This window comes from Synechococcus sp. A15-24 (assembly GCF_014280195.1).
Classification (GTDB): Bacteria; Cyanobacteriota; Cyanobacteriia; order PCC-6307; family Cyanobiaceae; genus Parasynechococcus.
This window is the reverse complement of the sequence record NZ_CP047960.1, coordinates 1,412,772-1,433,377: the sequence shown is the minus strand read 5'-3', so window position 1 is coordinate 1,433,377 and position 20,606 is coordinate 1,412,772. Positions and strand designations below refer to the sequence as shown.

22 protein-coding genes, 3 tRNA genes and 1 other RNA gene are annotated in these 20,606 nt (G+C 62.1%); 11 read left to right on the top strand and 15 right to left on the bottom strand.

What is annotated here, in order from left to right:
* Positions 1–31: 31 nt before the first annotated feature.
* Positions 32–1,255: a radical SAM family heme chaperone HemW gene (hemW, locus tag SynA1524_RS08195; protein ID WP_186496740.1), complete on the top strand. Its 1,224-nt coding sequence runs from the start codon at positions 32–34 to the stop codon at positions 1,253–1,255.
* On the opposite strand, the gene panB is transcribed toward hemW, so the two are convergent.
* A complete protein-coding gene (gene panB, locus SynA1524_RS08190) occupies positions 1,146–1,949 on the bottom strand; it encodes a 3-methyl-2-oxobutanoate hydroxymethyltransferase (RefSeq protein ID WP_186496734.1) in 804 nt (267 codons plus the stop codon). The genes hemW and panB overlap by 110 nt on opposite strands.
* 39 nt (positions 1,950–1,988) lie before the next feature.
* Here panB and ffs point away from each other — a divergent pair.
* Positions 1,989–2,086: signal recognition particle sRNA small type (gene ffs, locus SynA1524_RS08185), an RNA gene on the top strand.
* A 7-nt stretch (positions 2,087–2,093) separates the two neighbouring features.
* On the opposite strand, the gene ftsZ is transcribed toward ffs, so the two are convergent.
* The 6 genes from ftsZ to SynA1524_RS08155 form a co-directional block, all read right to left on the bottom strand.
* Positions 2,094–3,206, bottom strand: a complete 1,113-nt coding sequence (ftsZ, locus tag SynA1524_RS08180) for a cell division protein FtsZ (RefSeq protein ID WP_186496733.1) — start codon at positions 3,204–3,206, stop codon at positions 2,094–2,096.
* A 91-nt stretch (positions 3,207–3,297) separates the two neighbouring features.
* Entirely contained in the window at positions 3,298–4,101 is an 804-nt protein-coding gene (locus SynA1524_RS08175) for a cell division protein FtsQ/DivIB (RefSeq protein WP_286188538.1), read from the bottom strand.
* The gene (locus SynA1524_RS08170) at positions 4,098–4,508 is read right to left on the bottom strand and encodes a hypothetical protein (RefSeq protein WP_186496731.1); all 411 of its coding nucleotides are present in this window, start codon (positions 4,506–4,508) and stop codon (positions 4,098–4,100) included. Before SynA1524_RS08170 ends, SynA1524_RS08175 begins: the two co-directional genes overlap by 4 nt.
* A 31-nt stretch (positions 4,509–4,539) precedes the next feature.
* The gene (locus SynA1524_RS08165; RefSeq protein WP_186496729.1) at positions 4,540–5,601 is read right to left on the bottom strand and encodes a D-alanine--D-alanine ligase family protein; all 1,062 of its coding nucleotides are present in this window, start codon (positions 5,599–5,601) and stop codon (positions 4,540–4,542) included.
* A gap of 36 nt (positions 5,602–5,637) precedes the next feature.
* Positions 5,638–7,044 carry a tRNA (N6-isopentenyl adenosine(37)-C2)-methylthiotransferase MiaB gene (gene miaB, locus SynA1524_RS08160; RefSeq protein WP_502707894.1) on the bottom strand — a complete coding sequence of 469 codons (1,407 nt, stop codon included), beginning with the start codon at positions 7,042–7,044 and terminating at the stop codon, positions 5,638–5,640.
* Between the two features lie 58 nt (positions 7,045–7,102).
* Positions 7,103–7,175 (bottom strand) — tRNA-His (locus SynA1524_RS08155).
* Between the two features lie 42 nt (positions 7,176–7,217).
* On the opposite strand from SynA1524_RS08155, the gene SynA1524_RS08150 reads away from it, so the two are divergent.
* From SynA1524_RS08150 to SynA1524_RS08140, 3 genes are read left to right on the top strand one after another with little or no spacing between them, the layout of a single operon-like run.
* Complete coding sequence (locus SynA1524_RS08150) at positions 7,218–7,649, top strand: DUF4359 domain-containing protein (protein WP_186496727.1); 432 nt, start codon at positions 7,218–7,220, stop codon at positions 7,647–7,649.
* A complete protein-coding gene (locus SynA1524_RS08145) occupies positions 7,646–8,896 on the top strand; it encodes an amidohydrolase family protein (protein WP_186496725.1) in 1,251 nt (416 codons plus the stop codon). The genes SynA1524_RS08150 and SynA1524_RS08145 overlap by 4 nt, the downstream gene beginning before the upstream one ends.
* Before the next feature lie 28 nt (positions 8,897–8,924).
* Complete coding sequence (locus SynA1524_RS08140; protein ID WP_186496723.1) at positions 8,925–10,316, top strand: FAD-binding oxidoreductase; 1,392 nt, start codon at positions 8,925–8,927, stop codon at positions 10,314–10,316.
* Here SynA1524_RS08140 and SynA1524_RS08135 read toward each other — a convergent pair.
* The 5 genes from SynA1524_RS08135 to murA all read right to left on the bottom strand — a co-directional run bounded on the left by SynA1524_RS08135 (position 10,270) and on the right by murA (position 14,651).
* Positions 10,270–10,785 carry a pentapeptide repeat-containing protein gene (locus SynA1524_RS08135; protein WP_186496721.1) on the bottom strand — a complete coding sequence of 172 codons (516 nt, stop codon included), beginning with the start codon at positions 10,783–10,785 and terminating at the stop codon, positions 10,270–10,272. The two genes, SynA1524_RS08140 and SynA1524_RS08135, sit on opposite strands and share 47 nt — an antisense overlap.
* A gap of 20 nt (positions 10,786–10,805) precedes the next feature.
* The gene (locus SynA1524_RS08130; RefSeq protein ID WP_186496719.1) at positions 10,806–12,029 is read right to left on the bottom strand and encodes a bifunctional folylpolyglutamate synthase/dihydrofolate synthase; all 1,224 of its coding nucleotides are present in this window, start codon (positions 12,027–12,029) and stop codon (positions 10,806–10,808) included.
* Positions 12,030–12,037: 8 nt separating this feature from the next.
* Positions 12,038–13,219 (bottom strand): aspartate aminotransferase family protein, encoded by a 1,182-nt coding sequence (locus SynA1524_RS08125; RefSeq protein WP_186496717.1) that lies wholly within the window; start codon positions 13,217–13,219, stop codon positions 12,038–12,040.
* Between the two features lie 13 nt (positions 13,220–13,232).
* Positions 13,233–13,315 (bottom strand) — tRNA-Leu (locus SynA1524_RS08120).
* A 34-nt stretch (positions 13,316–13,349) separates the two neighbouring features.
* The gene (gene murA, locus SynA1524_RS08115) at positions 13,350–14,651 is read right to left on the bottom strand and encodes a UDP-N-acetylglucosamine 1-carboxyvinyltransferase (RefSeq protein WP_186496715.1); all 1,302 of its coding nucleotides are present in this window, start codon (positions 14,649–14,651) and stop codon (positions 13,350–13,352) included.
* Between the two features lie 157 nt (positions 14,652–14,808).
* Between murA and SynA1524_RS08110 the strand changes: the two genes are divergently transcribed.
* The 6 genes from SynA1524_RS08110 (at position 14,809) to SynA1524_RS08085 (ending at position 19,099) form a co-directional block, all read left to right on the top strand.
* Positions 14,809–14,892 (top strand) — tRNA-Leu (locus tag SynA1524_RS08110).
* Positions 14,893–14,926: 34 nt separating this feature from the next.
* Positions 14,927–15,175, top strand: a complete 249-nt coding sequence (locus tag SynA1524_RS08105) for a DUF8653 family protein (protein WP_186496713.1) — start codon at positions 14,927–14,929, stop codon at positions 15,173–15,175.
* Between the two features lie 29 nt (positions 15,176–15,204).
* The gene (locus SynA1524_RS08100) at positions 15,205–16,041 is read left to right on the top strand and encodes a TrmH family RNA methyltransferase (RefSeq protein WP_186496711.1); all 837 of its coding nucleotides are present in this window, start codon (positions 15,205–15,207) and stop codon (positions 16,039–16,041) included.
* Positions 16,038–17,480 carry a dihydrolipoyl dehydrogenase gene (gene lpdA / locus SynA1524_RS08095; protein ID WP_186496709.1) on the top strand — a complete coding sequence of 481 codons (1,443 nt, stop codon included), beginning with the start codon at positions 16,038–16,040 and terminating at the stop codon, positions 17,478–17,480. The genes SynA1524_RS08100 and lpdA overlap by 4 nt, the downstream gene beginning before the upstream one ends.
* 23 nt (positions 17,481–17,503) lie before the next feature.
* On the top strand, positions 17,504–18,388 hold the full coding sequence (trpC, locus tag SynA1524_RS08090; protein WP_186496707.1) for an indole-3-glycerol phosphate synthase TrpC: 885 nt from the start codon (positions 17,504–17,506) through the stop codon (positions 18,386–18,388).
* Positions 18,389–18,430: 42 nt separating this feature from the next.
* Complete coding sequence (locus tag SynA1524_RS08085; RefSeq protein WP_186496705.1) at positions 18,431–19,099, top strand: hydantoin utilization protein A; 669 nt, start codon at positions 18,431–18,433, stop codon at positions 19,097–19,099.
* Here SynA1524_RS08085 and sodX read toward each other — a convergent pair.
* Genes sodX through SynA1524_RS08070 form a run of 3 tightly spaced genes read right to left on the bottom strand, consistent with a single transcriptional unit; the run spans position 19,053 to position 20,586 of the window.
* Positions 19,053–19,430, bottom strand: coding sequence for a nickel-type superoxide dismutase maturation protease (gene sodX, locus SynA1524_RS08080; protein WP_286188537.1), 378 nt, complete (start codon positions 19,428–19,430; stop codon positions 19,053–19,055). The two genes, SynA1524_RS08085 and sodX, sit on opposite strands and share 47 nt — an antisense overlap.
* An 11-nt stretch (positions 19,431–19,441) precedes the next feature.
* Positions 19,442–19,915, bottom strand: a complete 474-nt coding sequence (gene sodN / locus SynA1524_RS08075) for a superoxide dismutase, Ni (protein ID WP_186496703.1) — start codon at positions 19,913–19,915, stop codon at positions 19,442–19,444.
* A gap of 44 nt (positions 19,916–19,959) precedes the next feature.
* Positions 19,960–20,586 carry an FKBP-type peptidyl-prolyl cis-trans isomerase gene (locus tag SynA1524_RS08070; RefSeq protein ID WP_186496701.1) on the bottom strand — a complete coding sequence of 209 codons (627 nt, stop codon included), beginning with the start codon at positions 20,584–20,586 and terminating at the stop codon, positions 19,960–19,962.
* Positions 20,587–20,606 lie beyond the last annotated feature (20 nt).

Sequence of the window (20,606 nt, the reverse complement as noted above, 5' to 3'; positions counted from 1 at the left end):
GTCGTGGCAGCTCAGGTCGAACGTTCGCAGCATGCCCTATCCACCACCGCCCCGCAGCGCCTATCTCCACATTCCTTTTTGCCATCGACGCTGTTACTACTGCGATTTCGCTGTTGTGCCGCTGGGGGATCGCGTGGACGCAAGGGAGGGCCCCGGCAGTCGCTCCATTGAGGATTACCTGCGGTTGCTTCACCGCGAGATCGCTTCCGCCGCGAGCGGTCCGCCGTTGTCGACGGTCTACATCGGTGGTGGCACTCCCTCCCTGCTGACAGCGGATCAGATCGCCGAACTGTTGGCAGCCCTGCGTCGACAGTTCGGCCTGCAGCCGGGTGCGGAAATCACCCTTGAGATGGATCCCGCCAGCTTTGATCAGGACCAACTCATGGCAGTGCTCGCTGCCGGTGTGAATCGCATCAGCTTGGGTGGCCAGAGTTTTGATGATGCCGTTCTGATCGACCTCGGCCGGCGTCATCGACGGGCTGATCTGTTGGAGACCTGCCGCTGGATGCATGCGGCCCATCAGGACGGAGATCTGCAGAGCTGGAGTCTTGATCTGATCCAGAACCTGCCGGGACAAAGCTTTGAGCACTGGGACGACCAGCTGGACCAGGCCATCGGCAGTCAGGCCCCGCATCTGTCGGTCTATGACCTGTCCGTTGAGCCAGGCACGGTGTTTGCCCGCAGGGCTGAGCGGGCGGAGCTGGACCTGCCGGAGGAAGAGCTGGCGGTGCGCTTGATGGCCCACACCAGTGCACGGCTTGCCGCAGCTGGATTGAGCCGCTACGAGATCTCCAACCATGCCCGTCCCGGCCATGCCTCCCGCCACAACCGCGTGTACTGGAGTGGTGCCGGCTGGTGGGGCTTCGGTATGGGGGCCACCTCAGCTGTCAGGGGGGAACGGCTAGCGCGCCCCCGAACCCGGGAGGCGTATCGCCGCTGGCTGGAGGCACCTCCACCGCTCAACGTTGGCACTGGCATGCCTCTCGATGAACTGTTGCTCGTCGGACTGCGTCGTCGTGAAGGTGTTGTTCTGACAGGTCGCGATGGTCAGGCTTTGGAGGAGCGCTGGCGACCGTTTCTGGAGCAGGGACTGCTGCAGAAGTGCTCCGGTCGATGGCAACTCAGGGATCCGGAGGGGATGGCCCTCAGCAATCGGGTGCTGCTGGAGGTGGTGTTGTGGTGGGAGTCTGTGCAGAAATCCACGACCGCAGCGCCTCCACAAACAGCTGCTGCCCGGGAATCAGGGCCGGGCTGAAGGGTGGTTGCTGCTCCGTTAGGCCCAGCAGGTCCGCGGTGACGCGGATCTGGCCATCGCAGTCGTCTCCAGCACCGATGCCGATCACAGGGATCAGGAGTCGTCGTCGCACCTCTCCCGCCAACGCCGAGGGGACATGCTCGAGCACAAGCGCGAAGCAACCAGCCTGCTCAAGGGCAATCGCCTGGTTGAGCAGCCGTTCCTGACTCACCGGATCTTCGGCTTGCCGCCGGTAGCCGAGACGATGCACCGCCTGCGGCGTCAGTCCCAGATGGCCCATGACTGGAATCCCCATCCGCACCAGCCGGTCGATCACGGCCAGGACCTCAGCCTCGGCTCCCTCGAGCTTGACGGCGGCAGCGGGTGTTTCCTTCAACAGCGTTCCGGCGGCCTGAACGGCGAGGTCTGCCCCGCATTGGTAGCTGAGGAAGGGAAGGTCGCAGATCAACAGCGGTTGCTTGGAGGGAGCTGCGGCGAATCCGCGGCTGACCGCAAGGGTGTGGTGCCGCATCTGATCCAGAGTTACCGGCAGGGTGGTGGCATGTCCGAGGGCCACCATCGCCAGGGAGTCACCCACCAGAACAGCATCCGCGCCTGCGGCTTCCACCAGGGCTGCAGAGAGACTGTCCCAGGCGGTGAGGATCGTGATCGTTCGACCGTTCTGCTTCTGTCGGATCAGATCAGCTGGACGCACGGGCTCTGGAAGCCACAGTGCTCATTGCTAGCATCAAGGGGACTCGGGCCATGCGGCTCGGACGCCCAAATCTGGTCAGGACCGGAAGGTAGCAGCCACACGGGATGCTCAGAGCAGGCGTGGATTCCGGGTCACCCAATTCCCTCAAGTGGGATCGTTGGTCTGTTGCTGGCGTTGCCGTAGAAATTCGGGGATCCGAGCGCCGTTCTCATCAATCTCGCGCCGTAGCGGCTGAACCAGAAGTCCGCTGGCACTGCTGCGGTCTCGGCGGTATTGCTGACCTTGATCAAATCCCGTGGCGATCACGGTGACGTGGATTTCGCCTTCCAGGGCTTCATCCACCACAGCACCAACAATGATGTTGGCCTCTGGGTCCACCACGTCGTAGATCACTTCAGAGGCGGTGGTCATGTCCTCGAGGGTCATGTCACGGCCGCCGCTGATGTTGATCACACAGCCCTTGGCACCGTCGATTCGCTCGGTTTCCAGCAATGGGCTGCTGATAGCCGCTTGAGCGGCCTCAACCGCCCTTGAGCGGCCGGATCCAATGCCGATGCCGAGCAATGCTGTTCCTGCTTCCGTCATCACGGAACGCACGTCGGCGAAGTCGACGTTCACCAATCCGGGGCACGTGATGATGTCGCTGATGCCTTTCACACCCATCCGAAGCACGTCATCGGCACTTCGAAAGGCCTCCTGAAGCGGAGCGGGGGCGATCGCTTCCCGCAAACGATCGTTGGGAATCACAATCAAGGTGTCCACGTGCTCCGCCAAGCGGGCGATTCCTTCATCGGCCTGGCGCATGCGGCGGCGGCCTTCAAAACCAAAGGGTTTGGTCACGATTCCCACGGTGAGGGCTCCGACCTCACGGGCAACCTCCGCGACAACGGGGGCGGCACCCGTTCCGGTTCCACCACCCATTCCCGCAGCGATGAACACCAGATCCGAACCTTGAAGGGCGTCGTGGAGGTCTGTGCGGGACTCTTCGGCGGCCTTCTGACCGATGGTGGGGTTACCCCCAGCACCAAGTCCTCGTGTGAGGGTTTGCCCGAGTTGGAGACGATGCTGTGCCTGAGATTGAATCAGGGCTTGGGCATCGGTGTTGAGCACGCGATAGGCAACACCCTCCAGATCACTGAGGATCATCCGGTTGACGGCATTGCTGCCCCCACCCCCAACACCGATGACTTCAATCTTGGCGTTCTGGCTGGGCTGGATCCCCGAGGCGTCAAACGATGTACCGCTCCCCATCTCCATCGTCGAGGCCGATTTGCATTGGTTTGGCTGCATTATGTCCCTGAAGGCTTAAACCGTCTGCAGATCGGGAGCAAACGCTGTCTCCCGTCCATTACTCATCCTTTTTCTTGGTTGCGGGCTTGACCGGCAACTGAATTTCCGGGCGATTCGGATTGCTCAGGTCGATCACCGCTCTATTCCCTGCCAGCAGATGCGGTGGCATGGATTGATCCAGCTCAACGATTGCGTCCACCTGCTGCATCAACAGCTGGTTGTCATCTCCAAGATCAATGCGTCCAAGGGTTTGATGGCGAAGACTGACGGCGCCATCCGGATGAAGCGTGATGGTCTGGAGCTTGTCGTTGAGGCGGATGTGCTGCTGAAGCACAGTCGCAATCAGCGATCGGCGCTCCGATGTCCAACCTTTGACCGTGATGGCTGTGCTGGGTGCTGCTACTGGTGCTGCCGCATTGATCCGAATCCACTGACCTTCGGCATCGACGTAGCCTGCTTCAAGACCGCTGGGTTGCTGGCGAACCGCTCGTGCGACCGGCGTCTGATCCACCAGGGCGACCTCCAAGCGAGTTGGAAGCAGATGTCGACTCACCTGGACAGATTGCACAGGCAGGTTGTCACGCAATGACCGTTCCAGATTCGAGGGGTTGATCTCCAGCAGTGGTTGCGGAAAGCGAAGCTGGCTGACCTCGGCCACCAGTGCTGGGCTTGTGCTGGTTGAACCCCGGACCACCACCTGATCGGATCCCGTCAATGTCCAGCCGAAGCGCAGCAGTGACCAGCCAAGGACGGTACTCAGACTCAGCAGAGCCAAAGTGCGCCAGATGTTGATCAAAAGTTGCTGGCGTTTCTGACGGCGCAGAGCCCGCCGGCGCTCCAGCTGAGGGGAGACAGACTTCAAAGATCGCAGCGGGCACGCGCCATCAGTTGCTCACCCCAGCGACGGGCCTGATCTGCATCGGAGAAGGGAACATCCATTTGCAGATCCGTTCCCACCAGCCGCAGTCGGCAGGGACCTTGCGACTCCACCGTTAGTGGAGCATCGCCCGACGCCAGTGCCATCAGTTCCACCAGTTCCAGTCGGCAAACGTCAAAGTCGCCCTGATCCTGGAACGTGCCGGCTTCGAAGCGACACCAGACCAGGATTCCGTCCTTGAGCTGGGCGCCACCGCATCCATCGAGTTTGACCAATTCAGCCCCTTCGGCCCAGGTGCGGAAAAGGGACTGGCGGCGGCGTTCAAGCCAGCCCAGTGCGGCCAAGAGCACAAAGGCCAGCAACAACGGAAACCAGAGCAGACCCTGGCTCATCGCTCACTCCTGATCAGCAGGATTTGTTGATTCATTGTCCTGCGCTTTCGAGCAGTTCGTGCACGAGCTGTTCGAGTGTTACGCCAGAGGCCTCCCAAAGCATGGGGTACATGCTCTGGGAGGTGAAACCGGGCAGGGAGTTGATCTCATTCAGCCAAACCCTGCCGCTGCTGTCGTCGTAGAAGAAATCCACCCTGGCCATTCGGGTGACGCCCACGGCAGCGCAGGCCTGGATGGACTGGCTCTGGATCGTGTCGATGATGTCGTTGGGCAAAGGAGCTGGAATCAGCGTGGTGCTGCGGCCAGCGGTGTATTTGCTCTCGTAGTCGTACCAATCCGCATCGAAACGAACTTCCCCGACGACGGAGGCTCGCAGGGTTGTCCCGCCCAGGACAGCGCATTCCAGTTCTCGGGCTTGCACCCCCTGTTCCACCACGAGGCGTGGATCAAGAGCTGCGGCCAATCTCAACCCCTGGATGAGCTCCTCACGGTTCCAGGCTTTGCTGATGCCCACCGACGAGCCCAGATTGGCTGGCTTGATGAAGCAGGGATAGCCCAGGCCGGACTCGATTCTTTTCAGAAGTGCTTCCAGGCGGGCCGCATCGCTGAGCTCGTCTGCCTGTGCGCAGACGTAGGGCACCTGAGCGAGACCCGCACCTGCCAGGGCAGCTTTCATGGCCTGTTTGTCCATGCTCACCGCTGAACCAAGAACCCCGGCACCGACGTAGGGCTGCTGCATCAGTTCGAACAGCCCCTGAACCGTGCCGTCTTCCCCGTTCGGTCCATGCAGAACCGGGTACCAGACCGCAACGGCATCGGTGCCTGCTGGCAGGCCGCGGAACCCGGGGGCAGGTAGCGGTTGGGGGAGATCCGAGTCGGCTGGAGGACAGCCGCTGCTGAGAACCTTCCCGGCGAGATCTGGGCCCCACCAACGTCCGTCGCGATCGATGTAAATGAGGACCACCCGATAACGTTCACGGTTGGCGCCAAGGGTCAAGCCTTTGGCAACCGTTTGTGCGGAGCGGATCGACACATCGTGCTCACCGGAGCAGCCGCCGAAGACAACACCGACCGTGGTGGGGCTGGATGACATCGCCTGGAACAACCCCGCACTGAGGCGCCAAAGGTATCAGCGTTGTTCGACGCAGGGCAGGGGGGTTCCGCTTAACGAGAACGATCGGACTTCGTCGATGCGGACGTTCACCAGATCACCTGTCTTGTGTTGATGACCATCGGGGCCTGCTGCCTGGAAAAAGGTCAGTCGGTTGGTGCGTGTTCGCCCCATCAGCTGGCTGGGATCCTTGGGATTGATGCCCTCCGCCAGCACTTCCTCGGTGCGGCCCGCATACCGCGCGTTGCGCTCACGGGCGCAGCGTTCCACCAGGGCATTGATCGTCTGGAGTCGCATCACCTTCACCTCCTCCGGCAATTGGTTGTCCCAGGTTGCAGCGGGTGTATTGGGCCGCGGCGAGTAGGCCGCGGTGTTCACCTGGTCGAAGCCGATCTCCTCGATCAGATCCAGGGTGCGCTGGTACTGGAGGTCTGTTTCACCTGGGAAGGCCACGATCACGTCCGCACTCAACGAGGCATCGGGCATGCGCTCACGGATGCGGTCAATGATCCGTCGGTAGCTCTCAACGGTGTAGCCACGGGCCATGGCCCTCAGGACGTCGTTGTCGCCGCTTTGGAAGGGGATATGGAAGTGCTCGCAGAGTTTGGGAAGGTCGGCGCAGGCATCGATCAGCCGCTCTGTGAAATAGCGCGGATGACTGGTGGCGAAGCGGATGCGCTCGATACCGCTCACGTCATGGACCTGATGCAGGAGGTCCGTCAGCGTGTGTTGCCGGCGCCCCTCCGGTGTGATCCCCGGGAGATCTCGCCCGTAGGCATCGATGTTTTGTCCCAACAGGGTGATCTCCCTGTAACCCTGAGCGGCAAGGCCTTCCATTTCCAAGCGGATGGCCTCGGGAAGCCGTGATTGCTCCTTGCCACGCACTGAGGGCACCACGCAATAGGTGCATCGCTCGTTGCAGCCGTAAATCACATTGACCCAACCGCAGATGCTGCTGTCCCGTCGTGCAGTCGTGATGTCTTCCAGGATGTTGTGGTCTTCAGTTGCAACCACCTGTTGACCGCTGTCTACCCGGTTGAGCAGCACTTCCAACCGATTCGCATGCTGGGGACCCATCACCAGGTCGAGTTCGGGCACCCGCCGCAGCAGGGATTCGCCTTCCTGCTGGGCCACACATCCGGCCACGATGAGGGTGAGATTCGGATCCAGCCGTTTGCGCTGGGCCTGTCGACCGAGGTAGCTGTAAACCTTCTGCTCGGCGTTGTCGCGGATCGTGCAGGTGTTGTAAAGAACCAGATCCGCCTCCAGTTCGGCGTCGGCTGCTCGATACCCCATCGACTCGAGGATCCCGGCCATCCGCTCGGAATCCGCCTTGTTCATCTGGCAGCCGAAGGTGGTGATCCAGTAGCTGCCGCGGCTCTGCGCGTTTGCAGCTGGCACAAGGGTTGAAGCGGATGCGGTCAAGTTCGGATCAGAGCCGTTTCCAGTGTGTTACCACAGACACTGGAATCATGTTGGTGAGGGCGAGCGAGGGGATTCGAACCCCCGAATAGCGGCGCCACAAGCCGCTGCCTTAACCACTTGGCGACGCCCGCCGCGTCAGTGAGAATCTACCAATTCATGTTCCAGCTGACCGGGTGCCGCGCTCCGTCCTTCAACGACAAGGCCCCATCGCGGTCGCAATGGCCGCACTCGTCACGGTTGGGGTTGGTTTGGGTCTCGTGCTGACCAACCCTTCCATGGAGGATTACGAGGAGCATGCCGGCGAGCAGTTGGTCGCCTTTCTCTCCAGTGAGTTGTGTCAAGGCGAAGGGCTGCCGATGGTGCTGCAGCTATGGATCCGCGACTGTCCTGGATTGGTGGCATCACAGCAGGCCGCACTTGCGGATTTAGCGGTCAACTTCACATCCCGTCTCAACCTGGGCGTCGTCAGCCTGTTCACCAACAAAATCGGTGGGCAGCGATTGCTTCCCGGGCTGACCTTGCCGGAGGTTGAAGTGCTGACCCTCGGCGTCGCTGGGCAGTTTGTTCTGCTGCGAACCGTGAGCGACCCGGGCAGCCTCGAATGAGCGGAGCGTCCTCTCAGCTGGAGGCATGGCTGCCGCGAAGCCTGCTGCGTCTACGACGTGGATCGACCATCCCCGCCGCCACAGCCGAGGGGCTGACCCCCGTGAGGTTGTCCTGGGTAGATGGGCGTCTGCAGGAACCCGAGCTGCTCAGCACACCAGCTGATCGCTTAAACGCACTGGTGTTGCCGCGATTGGTGGATCCCCATGTTCACCTCGATAAGGCTTTCACCTGGTCGACCCACCCCAACCTCGGCGGCACTTACGACGGTGCCCTTGAGGCCAACATGAAGGAGCATGGGATCCGTGATCTGCAGGCGGTGCTAGCCCGGGGTGACCAGGCCATCTCCAGGGCCTGTGACCACGGTCTGCGGGCCATGCGCAGCCACATCGACAGCCTGGGGCCCGGCGCAGATGCCAGCTGGGAGGCGCTGCAGGCGTTGAAGACGCAATGGCATGGCCAAATGGAGCTGCAACTGGTGGCCTTGGTGCCCATCGGTCACTGGGCCACCAAGGAGGGGAAACAACTGGCCAATCGGGTCGCTGCCAGTGGTGGGTTGCTCGGGGGTGTTTTGGTGCCCCCCTGCCGCGGCACATCCGTTCGGCGGGATCTGCAGGCCCTGCTGACGTTGGCGGAGGAGCTCGGCTGTGGTGTCGACCTTCACATCGATGAGGCGAACCATGGTCCAGCTCAAGGACTGCAGCAGCTGCTCAGGGCGCTCGAGCAGGTTCCCTGCAGTCAGCCGATCACCTGCAGCCATGCCAGCAGTCTTGCTTTGTTATCGCCGCAGCGCTTGCGACGCCTGGCTGAGCGGATGGCGGAGCATCGGCTGCAGGTGGTGGCGCTGCCGTTGACCAATGGATGGTTGCTGGGCCAGTCACCGGAGGCCACTCCATTGCGCAGGCCGCTTGCCCCGATTCGGCAACTGCAGCGGGCGGGTGTTCGGGTGGCGTTGGGTGGCGACAACGTCGCTGACCCTTGGTTTCCAGCAGGAGACTTTGACCCGTTGGCCCTGATGGCCAGTTGCATCCCCCTGGCCCAGCTGGCCCCCTGGCAACGTCTGGGCCTCTCGCCCTTCACCACGGCCGCCTCTGCTGTGATGGGTCTGGGTTGGGATGGACGGATCGGCTGCGATGCACCAGCCGATCTGATCGTGCTGGAGGCGGACAGCTGGTCGGAGGCGCTGCGCCGCCCACCGGAGCGGCGGGTGTTGATCGGTGGTCGTTGGTGGAAGCCCGGAAGGCGCTAGACCGCACCTTGATGTTCCACCGCGATTGATGGCGTCTACGGAATCCCTGGCAGCCCTGGCAGCGGAGCTCGCAACTGCGGACGACCTGGAGTTGCTCCAGGGAGCTGCAGACCTGCAGCGCTATTCCAAAGACGCGTACGACTATTCGCCGATCCTGCAACCGCAGCTCGAATCCTGCAGGGCGGATCTGGTGGTCCGGCCCTTGACCGTCGCCGGGGTAGAGCGGTTGGCAGCGGCCTGTGGACGCCATGGCGTCCCCCTGACCCTGCGGGGCTCAGGCACCGGCAACTACGGCCAATCCGTGCCGCTGGAGGGGGGAGTCGTCATGCTCAGCGGGGCACTGCGGGAGGTGGAGCACCTGGACCCATCCACTGGTGTGGTGACGGTTCAGCCCGGTTGCCTGATGCGGGATCTCGACCAGCATCTGCGGGCCCATGGCCGCCAGTTGCGATTGCTGCCCAGCACCTGGCGTAGTGCATCCATCGGTGGGTTTCTGGCTGGTGGCTCCGGCGGCATCGGGTCAATCCGCTGGGGCTTTCTGCGCGACCCAGGCCATCTCCTGGGTGCCGAGGTCATCACCGTGGAACGGGAACCACGACGTCTGCAGCTGGATGCCACCGAGGCGGAGGCGTTGAACCACGCCTATGGCACCAACGGCATCCTGACCCGCTTGCACTTGGCCACGGCACCTGCGATCAACTGGCACCAGATCAGTATCGACGTGGAGACCTGGGGCGCTGCTGTGGCACTGCTGCAGCGCTGCACTCGTTCTGCGGTGGAGTTGCTCCTTGCCACCCTGTTGGAGCGATCTGTTCTGCAATGTCTGCCAGCTTGGAGTGGCCCTGAATCGGACCGCCACCGGCTGCTGTTGTTGGTTGCTCCGGATGGCCTGAGCACCCTGGCTCGACTGGCGGCCGCATCCGGTGCCGTGCTGCATGACCTTGGCCCTGAGGATCTGGCGGGGGGGCAAGGCCTGCGCGAGTTGAGTTGGAACCACACCACCCTGCACATGCGCTCCGCGGATGCCGGCTGGACCTATCTGCAGATGTTGCTACCGGAGCCTGAGCTGCCTGCGATGGAGCAGCTGAAGCAGCGATGGGGCGATGCGTTGCTGTGGCACCTGGAAGGGGTCCGCCAGCAGGGGGCAGCGCGTTTGGCGGCACTTCCCCTGGTCCGCTGGAGCAGCGCTGAGCAACTGGACGCATTGATGAGGGATTGCAGTGAGCTGGGAGCCGTTCTGTTCAACCCCCATGTGATCACCGTTGAGGATGGGGGCCTTGGGGTGGTGGATGGTGATCAGGTGGCCGCCAAGCATCGCTATGACCCCGATGGCCTGTTGAATATTGGCAAGTTGCGGGGTTGGCTGGAATCGATCAGCAGCCCAGGCTGTCCAGGGTCGCTACACCCGTCACGGGGTTGACTCCGTCGGCGTCGCGGCAGAGGCGCCGCTGGTCATCAAGGTCCAGCAGGGCATCACTGAAGTCAGCTCCCGCGATCTGAGCATCGCTGAAGCTGCTGCCCGACGCGATGATTCCGGTCAGAACGGCGTCGCGCAGATCCGTGCCGGCGAAGTCAGCTCGATCCATCAGCGCATTGGAGAGATCTGCGCCGCTGAAATTGGCTTCGGCAAAAGCACCCTGCGTGAAGATCGCGCCTTGCAGATCTGCACCGCTGAAGTTCGCTCCACGGCCGACGGCACCGGCAAAGGAGGTGTTGGCCAGATGCTGATCATGAAAGTCGCCACCGCTCTGGTTGGTCAGGGTGTAGTCCACGGTCTCCTGAAACAACGCCCGGTCCTGCAGACCAACGCCAGCTGAGGTGTCGAGGGCCGTTGCCGGGAGCACCAGGACCAGCAGAGGCAACAGCAGCGACAGCAGCAAGGTTGGCATCGATACGGCACGGAGGGGCTTCACTCTGCCTGCACCAACCCCTGCTCGAGCAGATCCCCGATCAGATAAAGGGAACCGGCGAGCACAGGCATCGGTTGAGGCCAGCCTCTTGTTGTTTCGATTCGCTTCAGCGCATCCTCAGGACTGGCGGCATCAATGAGCTGATCCTTCCAGTGCGGCATGGCTTTCAGGAGTGCATCACGCGTCCAGCTGCGGTGGTTGGAGACCGGCACGATCCAGGCCTGATCCTGAGGCAGCAGCAGCAGCTGCAGCATCTCCAGCGCCTGCTTGTGGGCTTGGATGCCGAGGATCCACACCACACCCCGCCCATGGCCCTGCCAGCGCTGCCGCTCCAGGGCCAGTTGCTGAGCGGCGGGTGGGTTGTGGGCGCCATCGAGAAGAAGCGGATGGCCCTGCCAGGTCACGGTCTGCAGGCGGCCGCTCCAACGGGCCTTGGTAAATCCAGCCCGGATCGTGGTCTCATCCAGGTTCCATCCCAGAGGCCGCAGAGCCTGCAGCGCTCCACGGGCCACGGCCGCGTTGCGGCGCTGCCAGCTTCCCGCCAGCCCCAGAGTCCAGTCGCTGGGCAGAGGATCAACCCACTGCAGACCGGCGTTGTTGGCCTTGCAGGTCTGTTCCAGCACCGCCCGTACCGGCGCCAGTTGGTCTGAGCTGATCACCCGTGCTCCTGGTGTGATCACAGCGGCCTTCTCCTCGGCGATGGCCATCAGGGTGGATCCCAGGTGTTCACAGTGGTCAAGGCCGATGCTGGCCATGGCGATCACCGGTCGCTTGGGATGGGCGGTGGTGGCATCCAGCCGACCCCCCAATCCCACCTCCAGCACCAACAGCTCCACAGCCTCGGTGTGAAAGTGCGTCAGGGCTGCGGAGAGCAGTTGCTCGAAGGGGGTGAGCTGATGCTCCGCGCAGAGCTCTTGCTGGGCCAGCAAGAGCTGGCGGAGATGGCCTTCGCTGATGGGGATGCCATCAATCGCGATCCGCTCACACCAGCTCACCAGGTGAGGGGAGGTGGTGATGCCGCTGCGGAGGCCTGCCTGCTGCAGCGCTGCGCTGAGAAAGCTGGCAATCGAGCCCTTGCCGTTGGTTCCGGCCACCTGAATCGCGGGAATGTCTCCACAGGGAGACCCCAGGGCCTGAAGGGCATGGCGCATCCGCCCGAGCTGCAGGTCCATGCCCCGCAGATCAAAGCGCGGGATCAGATCCGACAGCTGCTGTTCCGCCATCGAGGCGATCAGACCAGCTCAGCGAGGGTCGCGTCCAGTCGCCTGAGCAATTGGCGCACCTCTTTTGCGGAGATCACCAGAGGAGGCACCATCCGCAGCACAGTCGCTCCAGCTGCCACCAGCAGAAGCCGCTGCTCAATTGCGGCCTTCGCCAGCTGTGGAGCTGTGACACCACAGTCCTGATGCACCACCAGGCCCTGAAGCAGGCCCCAGCCGCGCACTCCTTGCAACAGCTGGGGGTAACGCGCGACGAGATCCTGGAGTCCCTGCTGCAGCTGCTGCCCTCGTTCCTCCACATTGCGCAGCAATCCCCTGCGCTGAATTTCCTGCGCCACGGTCAGTCCAGCGGTGCAGGCAAAGGGGTTGCCACCAAAGGTGCTGGCGTGATCACCGGGCTCGAACACATCCGCTTTGGCGTTCACCAGCAGGGCGCCGATTGCATGGCCGCCCCCCAGTCCCTTGGCCAGGGTGAAGGCGTCCGGTTCGATGCCGAGCTGTTCGTAGCCCCAGAGCCGACCGCTGCGGCCCATGCCCACCTGCACCTCATCAAGGATTAGCAGGATGTTGCGCTCGCTGCAGAGGTGGCGCAGGCGCTTGAAGAAGCCCGCATCGCCGGGGTGAACCCCCCCTTCACCCTGCAGAGGTTCAAGCAGCACGGCTGCCACCGCCGGTCCGTTGGCTTCATGGCGTTCGAGCAACGACTCGAAGGCATGGATGTCGTTGTATGGGAAGTAATCGAAGCCCTCAACCATCGGTTCGAAGCCCTGGTGGTAGCGCGGCTGGCCTGTGGCGCTCACAGCTGCCAGGGTGCGGCCATGGAAGCTGGCTGAAGCGGTGAGGATCCGCGGCCGGTCGATGCCGCGCTTCAGATGACCGTGCTTTCGAGCGAGCTTGATGGCTGCTTCATTGGCTTCAGCGCCGGAGTTGCAGAAAAAAACGCTTGCAGCACAGCTGTGCTGCACCAACCAGGTGGCCAGGGCGTCCTGCTCGGGAATCCGGTAGAGATTGGAAACGTGCTGGAGACGGCGGAGTTGACGACCGAGGCTGCGGCGCAGGGCACGGTCGCTGTGGCCAAGGGTGTCCGTGGCGATGCCGGCAACGGCATCAAGATGACGTCGGCCCTGGTCATCCCAGACCCAGCAACCACTTCCCCGCACCAAGGTGAGGGGAAAGCGGTTGTAGGTGTTCATCACCGCCTCTGGATGGGAGCCGGGGGACTTGAACCCCCAAGACCAGTGGCCGGCTGATTTTGAGTCAGCTGCGTCTACCAATTCCGCCAGGCTCCCGTACTAGGGATTGTATGTAGTGATGCCCCCGACTTCAGCCCTGCTGCCGTTCGAGCTGCGCACCAACGGCGTTTAGCTTCGCTTCGACGTTGTCGTAGCCGCGATCGAGATGCTTGAGGCCAGACACCTTGGTGGTGCCATTTGCGGCGAGACCTGCCAACACCATGGCTGCTGCGGCTCTCAGGTCACTGCCCGTGACAGGCGCTGCACTGAGCTGTGCAACACCCTCAACGATGGCGGTGCTGCCGTCCACGCGGATGGAGGCCCCCATGCGCTGAAGCTCAGCAACGTGCTGAAGCCTGTTCTCATAAATCTTTTCGCTGATCACGCTGGTCCCCTGGGCGGTGGCCATCAACGCCATGAACGGAGCCTGAAGATCGGTCGGGAAGCCAGGGAACGGTTGGGTGGTGATGTCGACCGCCTGGATGTCACCGGGGGTGATGGAGATTCCTGTCTGATCGATCTCCAGCTGGCAGCCACAGTCCCGCAGCTTTTGCAGAACAGCACTGAGGTGCTCAGGAATCACCGGTTCCACCCGCAGCGGTGATCGGGTGATCGCTGCGGCGATCAAAAAGGTGCCAGCTTCGATCCGGTCGGGAATGACCGGGTAGTTCCGCACGCCGTGGAGACGCTCGACACCCCGAACCTTGATCACCGGTCCCCCGGCGCCGCTGATGTCCGCACCCATCTGGATCAGCAGGTTGGCCAGATCCTGAACCTCGGGTTCCTGGGCGGCGTTTTCAATCGTGGTGGTGCCGCTGGCCAGTACTGCCGCCATTAGCAGTGTTTCAGTGGCCCCCACGCTTGGACAATCCAAAACGATGGATGCACCCGTGAGCCGCTTGCTGCTGCCCTTGAGGCAAGCCGTGACAATGCCGTGTTCAACACTGACGTGCGCCCCCAACGCTTTGAGTCCCCGGATGTGCTCGACAACGGGACGAGCGCCGATGCGACAACCACCAGGCAGTGGCACCCTGGCGTGCCCCAGTCGTCCAAGAAGTGAGCCGATGCAAAAGAAACTGGCGCGAAGGCTGTTGACCAGTTCATAGGGGGGTTCGTGGCTGCTCAGAGTTCCGGCATTCAGGGAGACACTGTCAACGGAGTGTTCAACCTGGACGCCAAGGGCTGACAGGATCCGGCCCATGCCTGCGATATCGGTGAGATTGGGAACATTTGTGAGTTCCACGACCTCGTCTATGAGGAGACTCGCGGTCATCAGCACCAGGGCTGAATTCTTGGCTCCACTGACCTTCAGAACACCTTGGAGACGACGGCGCCCTACGATCGAAAGGAAGGGGTTGAGAATGTCTTGATACACTGGGGACGCCACCGTCATTTCCCGCCCTGCTTCCCGATTGCACGCAGTTTGACAACCAGATGTGAGACCGTCTAGACGGCCGGCAGGGAAACTGGTTTCAACGGTCACCAAATCAGGGTTCGGTGTCCGGGGTCACGATGCCGTATGTTCACCTAGTCGCTTGGGCGACACGCCAGCGGATGTGGCGGAATTGGTAGACGCGCTAGTTTCAGGTACTAGTGGTGGCAACATCGTGGGAGTTCAAGTCTCCCCATCCGCACTACCTTTGACTTGAGATCGTCTTCTCACAAGTCATGATCGTCCTGAAGATTTCAAACGCATCTGAGGTCGTCGCTTCCAAGGTCGGTCGTTTTCTGGAGCGCTTGACACCCGATTCGGTCGACCAGTCGGCGGTCGAAGACCAGTTGATCAAAAAATTGATTGAAAACCTGGCGGCGGAAGGATTGAAGGGGGAAATCGCAGCCATTAATGGTCTCGACCTCGACGGTTCTGATCTGTCGCTGAAAACAGAACTCAAGGTCCGGAAGCACACAAGCTTCTGATCAGTAGCTTGCCGGGTGTGTCGGATATATTGATCAGCAGCCGCAGGAACCCTCTTGTCAAGCGGTTGCGCTCGTTGTCCAGCCGTGCAGGACGCGGGGAGGAGGGACTTCTGCTGCTCGAAGGCACCCATCTGCTGCAAGAGCTGGTGCGTCTCAAGCTTCAGCCGGCTGAGTTGATTGCGACAGAGCGCTGGTATCAGCGGCACACTCAGCTCCTGGTGGGCGTAAACCAGGCGATCCCCCGTCGTCTCGTCACCGATGAGGTGCTGACAGCAGCGTTGAGCACCGTCACTCCCGATGGCGTGGCCAGCTTGTGCCCGTTGAACGCTCTTCCAGAACCACCAACGGAGGCCCATTTCCTGCTGGTGCTCGACCGGATTCAGGATCCAGGGAACCTTGGAACGTTGTTGCGCACGGCGCTGGCTGCTGATGTTCAGAATGTCTGGTTAGGCTCGGGAGTTGACCCTCTTGGCAGCAAGAGCCTGCGTGCTTCAGCTGGAGCCCTGCTGCAGTTGCCACACCACCGCTTTGGCCCTGATGAAGACACAGCGATCAGCCAACTCACGTACGAACTGAAACGTCTTGCCGCAGGTGGAATGCAGGTGGTGGCCACTTTGGTTCCGGGTTCTCAAGTTCCTATCCCTCCAGTGCCGTACTGGGAGCTCAACTGGCGGCTGCCGACAGCTCTTGTGCTGGGTACCGAGGGAGGTGGACTGTACCCTGAGCTGCTGGCCTGCTGCACCCACGCCGTGACCTTGCCCCACAGTTCCCGGGTGGAGTCGCTGAATGTGGCGGCGGCAGCTGTGCCCCTCCTCCTGGAGCGACGACGGGCGACAATGACCGCCACAACGCAGCAGTCCGGGTGAGCGACGCCAGTTTCGACTTCGACGTCATCGTCATCGGCGCCGGTTACGGCGGCTTCGATGCCGCCAAACATGCCGCTGAGCATGGCCTCAAAACCGCCATCATTGAATCGCGGGAGATGGGCGGCACTTGTGTCAATCGCGGCTGTGTGCCGTCCAAGGCGCTATTGGCAGCCAGTGGCAAGGTGCGGGAACTGGCCGACGATCAGCACCTGGCCAGTTTCGGGATCCATGCGGCACCTGTGCGCTTCGAACGGCAGAAGATCGCTGATCACGCCAACCAATTGGTGAAGACGATTCGCACCAACCTGACCAAGACCCTGGAGAGAGCAGGCGTCACAATCCTGCGGGGGCATGGCCGTCTGGAGGGATCCCAGCGGGTGGGACTGCGCGAACCCAGTGGTGTTGACCGGGTCCTCAGCGCAAAAGATGTGATCGTGGCGACAGGCTCTGACCCGTTTGTTCCGCCTGGGATCGAAACGGATGGCCGCACGGTGTTCACCAGTGACGAAGCCATCAACCTCGAGTGGCTGCCGCGCTGGATCGCCATTGTCGGCAGCGGTTATATCGGTCTGGAGTTCGCTGACGTTTACACCGCCCTTGGTTGCGAGGTGACGATGATCGAGGCGCTTGATCGGGTCATGCCCACCTTTGACCCCGACATTGCCAAGATCGCTGGACGTCACCTGATCGATGGCCGTGACATCGACGCCCGTTCAGGCGTTCTGGCCAGCAAGGTGACCCCTGGCTGCCCAGTGCGGATCGACCTCTCGGACTTCAACAGCCGTGAACTGGTGGAAACCCTTGAGGTGGATGCCGTGCTGGTGGCCACCGGCCGGGTGCCCAGCAGCAAGGGGTTGAACTTGGAGTCGCTCAACATTGAGACCAACCGCGGCTTTGTGCCCATCGACGACAGCATGAGCGTTCTGGTCAACGGTCAGCCGGTGCCGCATCTCTGGGCCGTTGGCGACGTCACCGGAAAGCTGATGCTGGCCCACACGGCTGCGGCTCAGGGCAAAGTTGCGGTGGACAACATCCTTGGCCACAACCGCACCATCGATTACCGCAGTATCCCTGCTGCCACCTTCACCCATCCGGAGATCAGTTCGGTGGGACTCACGGAGGCAGAGGCCAAGCAGCTCGCCGAAACGGATGGTTTTCAGCTGGGGTCCGTTCGGAGCTATTTCAAGGCCAATTCCAAGGCACTGGCGGAGCTGGAAAGCGATGGCCTGATGAAGCTGCTGTTCAACAAGAGCAGTGGAGAAGTGCTGGGCGCTCACATCTACGGACTGCATGCCGCTGATCTGATTCAGGAGGTTGCCAATGCAGTGGCACGTCGTCAGAGCGTGCGGCAGTTGTCAACGGAGGTGCACACCCATCCCACCCTCAGCGAAGTGGTGGAAGTGGCCTACAAGCAGGCTGCCTCCCAGCTCACCGCCTGAGTAAGCCCTTATTTCTGATTGCCATGGAGATCCGTCGTCGTCCCCCCAATCCCAAGGTGCGCGTGGCGTATCTGGAGTACGCCGTTCCCCACGACGAGGAGGAACCCAAGAACATTCTCGAAAAGATCGTCTGGACCAAGGACCGTGAAGTGGATGCCGCCCGCGAGCGGGTGCCGTTGCAGACCCTCAAACGGCAGATCGAGGATCTGCCGCCGACACGGGACTTCCTCGCTGCACTGCGCGAGGCACCTGTTCAGCCTGCCGTGATCGCTGAAGTGAAGAAGGCGAGCCCCAGCAAGGGGGTGATCCGGGAGGATTTCGATCCTGTCGCCATCGCCAAGGCCTACGCCGCCGGCGGTGCAAGCTGCCTGTCTGTACTCACCGATAAGACCTTTTTCCAGGGCGGCTTCGACGTGCTGGTTGAGGTGCGGCAGGCGGTGGATCTGCCTTTGCTGTGCAAGGAATTCGTCCTCAGCCCCTATCAGCTGTTCCAGGCACGCGCGGCCGGTGCTGATGCCGTGCTGCTGATTGCAGCGATCCTCACGGATCAGGATCTGCGTTATCTAAGCAAGGCCGCAGCGGCTCTGGGCCTCATGGTGTTGGTGGAAGTCCATGACGCCACTGAAATGGACTGGGTGCTCAGCATTGGCGGCTTCCCCTTGATCGGCATCAACAACCGTGATCTCACCAGCTTCGAGACGGATCTGGCCACCACCGAGCAGCTCATGGAACGCTTCGGCGACCATCTTCAGGATCAGGGCGCGTTGCTGGTGAGTGAGTCAGGCCTCTTCGACCGTTCCGATCTGGACCGGGTCAAGGCCGCTGGCGCCGATGCCGTGTTGGTTGGCGAAGCGCTGATGCGTCAGCAGGATGTTCAGTCGGCCCTGACCAACCTGATCCACGGTTGAACTGGAACGGTCCTGCAGAATGATTCTTTTAGGGGCGGTGCCTTGCTGATCAGCATCCTCACCGGTTTCGCTGCCGGTGCTGTTCACGTCGTTGGTGGCGTTGATCATCTGGTGGCGATGGCTCCCTTTTCGTTGCGCAAGCCCTTGCCGGCCCTGCGTGCAGGCTTCGCCTGGGGAGCCGGTCATTCGGCCGGAGTGGTGCTCCTCGCTGTGATCTCAATCGGGCTCAAGGATCTGGTCCATGTGGAGACGATGTCCTCCTGGGCTGAGTTTCTGGTGGGCGTCGCTCTACTGGTGGTGGGTGCCCTGGCGGTGAGAACGGCCTTCGGTCTTGAGCTGCACAGCCATGAGCACCATCACGAGGGTGACCAACCGCACCAGCACTTGCATCTGCATGTGCGTGGACAAGGCAACCACAGGCGCCATGCCCATGCCGCTTCTGGACTGGGGCTGCTGCATGGACTGGCCGGTGCCAGCCACCTGCTGGCTGTGATCCCTGCCTTGGCGCTGCCTCCCGCCGCTGCGTTTGGCTACCTGGTGGCGTACCTCTGCGGTTCCATTGCCGCGATGGTTGCCGTGGTTGCTGTGGTGTCTTTCCTCACGCTGCGCAGCGGTGCACGGTTGCTTCCCTGGCTGGTGGGTGGCACCGGTGCCCTCTCGATTGTCACGGGTGCCATTTGGTTGCAGAAGACGTCGGCTGCGATTTTCTGAGACACGACGTCGCCACACCAATCAGCAACGCCAAGGGGATGGGCCCCAGCTGACGGCTGTCGGTGCTGGCTGAAGGGTTGTCACCCAGGAGGGTCATGCCGTTGGCATCCATCCCGTGCATCCGTTTGACCAGACGAACCCCCGGTTTGCTGGGATGCCACGCCACGACAACGTCACCGGGTTGGGGACGGCGCCGCTGGTTCACCAGGATCCGGTCTTCGGAGCCCAGGTGCGGAAGCATGGACTCCCCTTGGACTTTCAACAGCTGACGACGGCCACAAAAAAACAGCAACAGATCCTGAAGACCTGCTGCTGCAAGAGGAGGGAGCAAGTGGTTCCGATTCAGGAGGCGGTGACCCAGGCGTCGCTGCGGCCCTTGGATTGCCAGAACATGCCGTGAACTTTCTCGACGGCAGCCATCAATTCCTCAGCTTTTGCCTGGTCAATGTTGACCTTGCAGGCGCTGCAGAGCTTGGCGGCTTTCCAGAAGGTGTCGTGCAGATCGGGGAAGGTGGCCAGGTGCTCCGGCTTGAAATAGTCGGTCCACAGGATCAGCAGTTCCTTTTTGGTCTTTTGCGCTTCCTCCTCCTTGATGGCCACGTAGCGACCGGAGGTGTTGTTGTAGGCAGCAAGAGCCGCAGCATCACCTGCAGCTGGAGCCTCCATGGCCTTGAGCTTCTTGGTCATGGAGAGGACGGCTTCAGCCGCAACACGGGCAGAAGCTGGGTCGTATACGCCGCAGGGTCCATCGCAATGGGCTTCCGCCGCAGGTGCGGGAAGGGCGCGAACGAGGGCGGTGAGGGCCGAGCGCAGCATCGGTTGGGAACGAAAGTGCTTGCGTTAAGCCTAACTGCGGCCCATCACTTCACGTCGAGCAGCTCGACTTCGAACACCAGGGTGGCGTTGGGGGGGATGACGCCGCCAGCACCGCGGCTGCCGTAGGCGAGATCCGGCGGGATCACCAGTTTGCGCTTGCCGCCGACCTTCATGCCGACCACGCCTTCATCCCAACCTTTGATCACCCGTCCGGCTCCGAGGGGGAAGTTGAACGGGGTGCCCCGGTCGTAGCTGGCGTCGAACTGCTTGCCGTTTTCAAGGGTTCCCCGGTAGTGCACTGCAACGGTCTGGCCGGAGGCGGCTTCCGCTCCTTCGCCGACCTGCAGTTCTGTGATCTTCAGTCCGCTGGCTGTGATCTGGGTGTCGGGGGCGTCGAGGGGGCCGCCGAGGGCGGAGGCATCGGCCTGGTTGGTGTCGGGAGCCATGGCGAACAAGGTTGGGTTGGGATCATCCGGATCCAGCTCGAAGCTGGACCGCGCTACTACGGCGCTGGTGGTCTTGGCGACAACGCTGGCGGTTGCGGCGGTGCTGGTGGCAGCTGCTGCGTCGGCTGCTGCTGCGTTGACAGTGGAGGGGGCCACCAGCTGACTGACCAGGGCCAACAGCAGGCAGAGCACGCAGACCGTGGAGCTGATCAGGATGTCGCGCATGACTGCCGCATTGAATGGCC

Bases quoted from the DNA above. Each gene is read 5' to 3' on its own strand.
- SynA1524_RS08165 (WP_186496729.1), bottom strand. From the start codon at position 5,601: ATGTCATCCAGCCCCACCACGGTCGGTGTTGTCTTCGGCGGCTGCTCC.
- SynA1524_RS08130 (WP_186496719.1), bottom strand. From the start codon at position 12,029: ATGGCGGAACAGCAGCTGTCGGATCTGATCCCGCGCTTTGATCTGCGG.
- SynA1524_RS08125 (WP_186496717.1), bottom strand. From the start codon at position 13,219: ATGAACACCTACAACCGCTTTCCCCTCACCTTGGTGCGGGGAAGTGGT.
- sodN (WP_186496703.1), bottom strand. From the start codon at position 19,915: ATGCTGCGCTCGGCCCTCACCGCCCTCGTTCGCGCCCTTCCCGCACCT.
- hemW (WP_186496740.1), top strand. From the start codon at position 32: ATGCCCTATCCACCACCGCCCCGCAGCGCCTATCTCCACATTCCTTTT.
- murA (WP_186496715.1), bottom strand. From the start codon at position 14,651: ATGACGGTGGCGTCCCCAGTGTATCAAGACATTCTCAACCCCTTCCTT.
- SynA1524_RS08170 (WP_186496731.1), bottom strand. From the start codon at position 4,508: ATGAGCCAGGGTCTGCTCTGGTTTCCGTTGTTGCTGGCCTTTGTGCTC.
- SynA1524_RS08070 (WP_186496701.1), bottom strand. From the start codon at position 20,586: ATGCGCGACATCCTGATCAGCTCCACGGTCTGCGTGCTCTGCCTGCTG.
- SynA1524_RS08105 (WP_186496713.1), top strand. From the start codon at position 14,927: ATGATCGTCCTGAAGATTTCAAACGCATCTGAGGTCGTCGCTTCCAAG.
- SynA1524_RS08140 (WP_186496723.1), top strand. From the start codon at position 8,925: ATGGCGTCTACGGAATCCCTGGCAGCCCTGGCAGCGGAGCTCGCAACT.
- trpC (WP_186496707.1), top strand. From the start codon at position 17,504: ATGGAGATCCGTCGTCGTCCCCCCAATCCCAAGGTGCGCGTGGCGTAT.
- ftsZ (WP_186496733.1), bottom strand. From the start codon at position 3,206: ATGGAGATGGGGAGCGGTACATCGTTTGACGCCTCGGGGATCCAGCCC.
- SynA1524_RS08145 (WP_186496725.1), top strand. From the start codon at position 7,646: ATGAGCGGAGCGTCCTCTCAGCTGGAGGCATGGCTGCCGCGAAGCCTG.
- SynA1524_RS08135 (WP_186496721.1), bottom strand. From the start codon at position 10,785: ATGCCAACCTTGCTGCTGTCGCTGCTGTTGCCTCTGCTGGTCCTGGTG.